The organism is Kitasatospora sp. NPDC001119, assembly GCF_053598475.1.
Window position 1 is genome coordinate 1 of sequence record NZ_JBSFKI010000086.1, and the last position, 6,156, is coordinate 6,156.

Annotated in this window: 8 protein-coding genes and 1 pseudogene; 5 read left to right on the top strand and 4 right to left on the bottom strand. The window is 73.8% G+C overall.

Annotation, left to right across the window (positions count from 1 at the left end; genetic code table 11):
• From ACWDD9_RS43635 to ACWDD9_RS43655, 5 genes are all read left to right on the top strand, one after another.
• Positions 1–88 (top strand): hypothetical protein (locus tag ACWDD9_RS43635; protein WP_388046659.1); only part of this gene is annotated, 88 nt, incomplete at its 5' end.
• Positions 89–177: 89 nt separating this feature from the next.
• Positions 178–648, top strand: coding sequence for an SRPBCC family protein (locus tag ACWDD9_RS43640; protein WP_074004792.1), 471 nt, complete (start codon positions 178–180; stop codon positions 646–648).
• 34 nt (positions 649–682) lie between these two features.
• Positions 683–1,591 (top strand): alpha/beta fold hydrolase, encoded by a 909-nt coding sequence (locus ACWDD9_RS43645; RefSeq protein WP_449814767.1) that lies wholly within the window; start codon positions 683–685, stop codon positions 1,589–1,591.
• Between the two features lie 5 nt (positions 1,592–1,596).
• Entirely contained in the window at positions 1,597–2,262 is a 666-nt protein-coding gene (locus ACWDD9_RS43650; RefSeq protein WP_074004793.1) for a 4'-phosphopantetheinyl transferase family protein, read from the top strand.
• 188 nt (positions 2,263–2,450) lie between these two features.
• On the top strand, positions 2,451–3,140 hold the full coding sequence (locus tag ACWDD9_RS43655; protein WP_380780490.1) for a hypothetical protein: 690 nt from the start codon (positions 2,451–2,453) through the stop codon (positions 3,138–3,140).
• A 107-nt stretch (positions 3,141–3,247) separates the two neighbouring features.
• Here the strand turns inward: ACWDD9_RS43655 and ACWDD9_RS43660 are convergent, their stop codons facing one another.
• The 4 genes and pseudogenes from ACWDD9_RS43660 to ACWDD9_RS43675 form a co-directional block, all read right to left on the bottom strand.
• Positions 3,248–3,811, bottom strand: a complete 564-nt coding sequence (locus ACWDD9_RS43660; protein WP_449814768.1) for a hypothetical protein — start codon at positions 3,809–3,811, stop codon at positions 3,248–3,250.
• A gap of 157 nt (positions 3,812–3,968) precedes the next feature.
• Positions 3,969–5,126 (bottom strand): GDSL-type esterase/lipase family protein, encoded by a 1,158-nt coding sequence (locus ACWDD9_RS43665; protein WP_449814769.1) that lies wholly within the window; start codon positions 5,124–5,126, stop codon positions 3,969–3,971.
• Between the two features lie 91 nt (positions 5,127–5,217).
• On the bottom strand, positions 5,218–5,796 hold the full coding sequence (locus ACWDD9_RS43670) for a TetR/AcrR family transcriptional regulator (RefSeq protein WP_074004797.1): 579 nt from the start codon (positions 5,794–5,796) through the stop codon (positions 5,218–5,220).
• A 120-nt stretch (positions 5,797–5,916) separates the two neighbouring features.
• A pseudogene (locus ACWDD9_RS43675) lies at positions 5,917–6,156 on the bottom strand (hypothetical protein); the annotation flags it as partial.

The window sequence follows — 6,156 nt, forward strand, 5'->3', positions numbered from 1 at the left end:
CGGCCCCCACTGGACCACCCTCACCAACGCCAAAAACACCTACGACCCCACCCACACCCTCACCCCCGGCCAAAACATCTTCCCCTAACACACAACAAACCCCCGGAATCCGCGTCCGGAGAAATAGGAAATCCCCGTCGCACGCCCCCGTTCGCCGACCGAAAGGCCGAATTCCCCATGCATGCCATTCACCACACCGACCGGGCCATCCTGGACCACCCCACCCACGCCGTCTGGGAGGCCATCGTCGACGAACTCAACGGCAGGACCACCTGGTGGCACCCCCACAACACCCACCAGCCCGGTCCCACCGGCCCCCAGCAGGAGGGCGGAACCACCACGACCACCGTCCACACGGGTGGCGTCGGGAAGCCCGGTCCCAAGCTCCGGTTCACCTCCACGACCACCCACGCGACGCCCGACGCCCGGCTGACCCAGAGCCACACCGGCCACTTCCACGGCACGACGACGTACCAGCTCACGCCCCACAACGACGGCGCCCAGACCCTGCTCACCGTCACCTTCGCCACCACCCCGCACGGCCTCGCCAAGTTCCTCCACAAGCTCACCAACCTCACCGCCAAGCACACCACCGCCACCCAGCGCGCCCTGAGCAACCTCCGCCACCACCTCGACAACCAGAAGTAAGAACCGTCACCGGAAGAGGAAGAGGAGGCCCGCCGTGACCATCACCGAGATCCGCACGCTGCCCACCCGGCACGCCGTCACCACCACCGACCACACCGCGACCACCGACGACCACGCGCGGCTCGCCATCACCGTCCACCAGCCGGGCGAGCCCGACCCGAGCCGGCCGTTGGTGGTGCTCGTCCACGGCTGGGCCGCGTCCCGGACCGTGTGGCACGCCACCGCGAGCCAGCTGGCGGCGGCCGGGCACACGGTGGCCACGTACGACCAGCGCGGTCACGCCTCGTCGACGGCCGGGCGGGAGCCGATCGGCATCGAGCGGCTGGCGCGGGACCTGGACACCGTGGTCGGGACGCTCACCACGCCGGAGCGGCCGGTCGTGGTGGTGGGGCACTCCGGTGGCGGGTACGCGGCGCTGGCCTGGGCGGCGGGGCTGTCCGCGAAGGGGCCGTCCGCCGCGAGGGGTGGGGCAAGTGTCAAGCGGCTGGCCGGACTTGTGCTGGTGTCGACGGCTTCGCACGGGCAGAACACGCCGGCGAACGAGGTCAAGATGATGGGGTCGAAGCTGTTCAGCCGGGCCCTGGGGACGCCGTGGCTGGGCCGTCGGCTGCTCGGTGGGACGCACGGGCCGAGTGCCACCCTGGCGGCGCGGGAGGCCAACCGCCGGTTGTTCGCCGCCACGGTGCCGGCGGTCCGGGCCGCCTGTTTCGCGTCGACCCAGGAGATGGACCAGCGCGCGGGCCTGGCCGGGATCACCGCGCCGACGGCGGTCATCACCGGGACCGAGGACAAGATCGTGAAGCCCAGCTTCAGCCAGGAGCTCGCCTCGGCGCTGCCGCACGCCGAGCTGCACCGGATTCCCGGCACCGGCCACATGGTGCCGCTGGAGGCCCCGCAGCACGTCGCGCACCACGTCCACCTGCTGGTCACGGCCGGCCGCTGACGACCGTGACCACCACCGCCCCCGCCGGCGTCCTGGCCGCGCTGCTCCCGCCCCACGTCCACTGTGCCGAGTCCTTCGGTGACCCGTCCGAGGAGCGACTGCTGCCGTTGGAGGCGGCGTACATCCAGGACCGTTCGCCGCGCCGCCGACGGCAGTTCGCCACCGCCCGGGCACTCGCCCGCCAGGCGCTGGGCGCTCTCGGGCACCCGCCGGTGCCGCTGCTGCCGGGGCCCGGCGGGGCGCCCCGGTGGCCGGTGGGTGTCACGGGCAGCATCACCCACACGGACGGGTACACGGCCTGCGCGGTCGCCGGTACCGGGCGGCTCACCTCGCTCGGGATCGATGCCGAGCCCGCCCGGCCGCTTCCCCGGGGCGTGCTGCAGCTGGTCAGCAGCGCGTCCGAACGCGGCGGCCTGGCGGCGCTGCCTGAGGGCCAAGCCCCGTGGGACACCGTTCTGTTCAGCGCCAAGGAGGCCGCCTACAAGGCCGTCCATCCGCTGACCGGCACCTGGGCTCCGCTCGCGGCCATCGCCGTCACCGTGCACGCCGACGGCACCTTCACGGCCCGGCACCCGCACCTCCCGGCCGTCCGCACCGGCTCCTGGGGCGTGCACCGCGGCACGGTCGTCACCGCGCTCGCCCTCCCGGCGTCCCGGGCGGCCGCCGCGTGAGACGCCCGCCGCCTGCGGACCACGCCCGCCCCGCTCCTCGTTCGACGCCGGTACGGCTGGTGCCGAACGAGGGTCGGGGCTACGGGGTTTCGCCCTGATCGGTGTGGCGCGCGGCCGGTTCGCCTGCGGCGGGCGCGGCGGGGCTCTAGCGTGGCGTCGACGTTGTCGGCGGACGGAAGGGCGCTGAGGTGGATTTCCCGAGCAGGAAGGCCCTGGACGGGTTGACGGAGGCCGAGCACGGCGCGCTGGCGGCGATGCACGGCACGGTCAGCGGCCTGCACGCGGAGTGGCGCTCGGCGCTCGCCGTGGAGATGCGGTTGAGGTACGCGGCCGACGCCGCCGAGGGCCGTCGCGACGACGGGGACGACGGGGTGGCGCCGCGGCTCGACTACGAGGTCGCGCGGGAACTGAACGGCGCGGCCTTCGAGTTCTCGCAGGCGGTGGAGGTGCTGCTGTGGCGTACGGCCAGCGCGTACGCGGTGCTGGGCATCACCGTGCTGGACCGGCTGGTCGCCGGCAACCCGCCGCTGTCCGAGGGCGTGGTGGGGCAGCTGTGCGAGGAGCCGCTGCTCGGCGCGTTCGAAGCCGCGGTCACCATCCCGGTCGAGCAGTTGCTCGTGGCCCGCGACGGCGCCGAGCAGGCGCATGCCCGCAAGGGGCGGCGGAGGATGGCCGCGCTCGTGGAGCAGGCGTACGGGTGCCTGGAGGACGAGGCGCTGCCGGCCGCCGCAGGACGGGTCGCCGCGGCTCGGAGCCGTCTGTCGGTGGCGGCTCCGGAGGGCTTCGACGCGCCGTGGCTGGGCTACCTGGAGCCGCTGGTCGGACTCGCGCGGCAGGGGCCGTACGAGATCAGTGCGTTCCTGAGGCGCCGGGCCTGAGGCGACGGACCCGACCCGGCCGGGCCGCCCCGGCGGCGGCACGTGATGCGGCCCCCGGGGGGCAGGCTGCCGGGTGGACGGCCGGACCGACGTGGTCGGGCAGCCGGTCAGGCCGCCGTGCTCGGGGCGCCGGGGCGGTCGTCCTGTCGCGCGACGGCCACCGACCACTGCGGGAACTGCTCCGCGGGTATCGCGGAGGAGGCGGCGGAGTCGGGGCGGAGCGACGCGGCGGGGAGGAACACGACGCGGCAGCGCCGGCACAGCCAGGTCGCCCGCCACACCTGGTGGAGCTGCTGCCACTGCTCGTAGGTCCGCGGCCACTGGTCCGCCGCGTCGCTCCGCCGGCTCCGGTGGGCGAAGTGGACGGCGAGTCCGATGCCCAGCAGGACCGCGGCGAAGAGGAACGCGCCGTAGTGGTAGCCGAGCTGGTACGCGGCGTCGTCGACGTCGGCGGCCTTGTCGCCGGAGCCCAGCGTGGTCAGTCCCAGCAGGCCCATGAGGCCGGCCAGGACGAAGAGGGCGACCGCGGCCCCGCTCGTGCCCCGGGGCTCGGACGGCATCGTCAGCAGCTCCCGCGTCGGCGGGTCGAGCGGCCGGTCGGAGTCCAGGAGGGCGAGGCGCACGGTGACGGTTTCGTCTGCTGCGGCGCAGGTCGGACAGGTGGTGCTCATCGAGAGGTGGCTCCGGAAGTGGTGCACGGTGTACGTGGTGTACGGAGGAGCACGTAGTACAGCACAGGGAACTGACTGATCGTGCGACCGGCCCCGGAGCCGGGAGGCCGCTCCCTGTGGGAGGCGGCCGCGGCGGGTCACGACGGGTCACGGCTCGTCACGGCGCCAGGGCGCCTCCGGGGGCGAGGGCGAGGTCGGCGAAGCGCTCCGCGATCAGCCGGTGGGCCTCCGGGGAGGGGTGGAGGCCGTCGGGGAGCGGGTGGGCCTCGTGGTCGGGCTCGCCGTAGAGGGCCAGGCCGTCCAGGTGGTGGAGGTGGTGGTCGCCGTCGGCCCGGCGGTCGGCGACGATGCGGGCCAGTTCGGCGCGGATGACGGTGAGGGTGAGCCGGCCGGCGGCGACGTCGGCGGGGTCGCCGGTGGCTCGGAAGCGCAGGGTACCGCTGCTGAAGTCGGGGGCGAGCGGGCCCGGCACGGTTTCGTGGAGCGGGCAGAGCAGCGGGGAGACGAGCAGCAGTGGCGTGCTCGGGTGGCCGTCCCGGACGGTGTCCAGGAAGCCGTGGACGGCCGGGGTGAAGGCGCGCAGCCGCATCAGGTCGCTGTTCACCAGGTTGATGCCGAGCTTGAGGCTGATCAGGTCCGCGGGGGTGTCGCGGATGGTCCGCGCGGTGAAGGGGTCGAGCAGGGCGCCGCCGCCGAAGCCGAGGTTGGTCAGGTCCAGGCCCGCGCGGTTGGCGACCAGGGCGGGCCACGTGCCGGTGGGGTGGGCGGCGTTGGAGCCGTGGCTGATCGAACTGCCGTGGTGCAGCCAGCGCTTGCGGGTGCCGGTCGGGACCGGCTCGACCGGGGCGTCGGTGTCGAGGGCGATCAGTTCGGTGGTCTCGGTGTGCGGGAGCCAGATCTCGACGGTCTTGTCCCGCTCCGGCAGACCGGTGAACCGGGCGCTGCCGGACGGTCCTTCGGTCAGTTCGAAGCGGCCGGTGGCGAGGTCGACGGTGCGCAGGTTGCCGCCGGGGACGCCGGCTTGCGCGGTGAGCCGGCCGTCCACCAGGAGGTCGTAGACGCCGTCCGGGACGTTCGGGACGCCCGGGTAGGCGCGCTTGGTGGGGACGGCGTGCAGCGTGATCGTGGTGGCGCGGGTGCGGAAGGCCAGCCGGACGCCGGAGGGCTGGGACTCGGCCATCGCGAGCTGCTCGTCCGGGATCCGTCGGCGGGCGGCGGCGGGCAGGCGGTGCGGCAGCAGGCCGCGGCGGGTGTGTTCGACGTCGAGGTGGCCGTGGAGGAGGTCCTCGGTGACGGGGGTGGTGATCGTGGTCATGATGCTTCTTCGGTTCGTCGGGTCGTCCGGTCGTCAGACCGGGCTCATGGGCGGATGGCCGGACTGGTCGTACGGGAGGCCGGTCAGTCGGTCAGCCGGTCGCACGGACTCCGCCCGAGCGCAGCAGCGCGTCGAGGGAGTCGATGATCCAGTCCCAGGACTGCCGCGCGTCGACGGCGGTGTGGCTGAAGCCGCCGGCCGCCTCCAGGCTGATGTAGCCGTGGAAGACGCTGCCGAGCATCCGCACCGCGTGGGTCTGCTCCGGTTCGCCCAGGTCGTAGCCGCGCAGGAGCGCCCTGGACATCTGGGCGTGCCGGACGCCCGCGCTGGCGGCGGCCGTCTCGGCGTCCAGGCGCAGGCGGGTGGCGTCGTAGCGGCCGGGGTGGCGGGCCGCGTAGTCGCGGTAGGCGTCCGCGAAGGCGGCGAGCGCGTCGCGGCCCGCCCGGCCGGCGAGGGCGTCGGCGACGAGGTCGGCGAGTTCCTCCAGGGCGTACAGGGCGATCCGGGTCTTGAGGTCCTGGGAGCTCTTGAGGTGGGAGTAGAGGCTGGCCGTCCGGACGCCGAAGCGGCGGGCGACCGCGGCGACGGTCACCTGGTCGAAGCCGACCTCGTCGGCGAGTTCGGCGCCCGCGACGACCAGGCGTTCGACGGTCAGCCCTGCCCGTGCCATGTGCGTTCTCCCGTACGGTCGCGTCGGTGGCCTACGGACAGTATGGGATTGCCTAAATGGTTTAGGCAAATGGAAACGACCTGCTCAGCCCGCTCAGCCCGCTCAGCCCGCTCAGCCCGCTCAGCCCGCCAGGATCACCGTCTCCGCCGGCCCCGAGAAGCCCGCCGCCTGCGGCTGGCTGCCCGTGGCGGCCAGCCGGCGGTGCTCCTGCGGACTGACGCCGCGCACCCGCTTGAAGGCCGCCGAGAGCGCGAAGGCGTTGCTGTAGCTGTTCTGACCCGTGAGGTTGGGGACGCGGCTGGCGGGTGGTTTGCCTGCGAGTGCGGTGTGTCCGCGGTGGTGATTGTAGGTGTGGAGCCA

Coding starts and splice junctions, on each gene's coding strand:
- ACWDD9_RS43640 (WP_074004792.1), top strand. CDS start 178: ATGCATGCCATTCACCACACCGACCGGGCCATCCTGGACCACCCCACC.
- ACWDD9_RS43660 (WP_449814768.1), bottom strand. CDS start 3,811: ATGAGCACCACCTGTCCGACCTGCGCCGCAGCAGACGAAACCGTCACC.
- ACWDD9_RS43665 (WP_449814769.1), bottom strand. CDS start 5,126: ATGACCACGATCACCACCCCCGTCACCGAGGACCTCCTCCACGGCCAC.
- ACWDD9_RS43670 (WP_074004797.1), bottom strand. CDS start 5,796: ATGGCACGGGCAGGGCTGACCGTCGAACGCCTGGTCGTCGCGGGCGCC.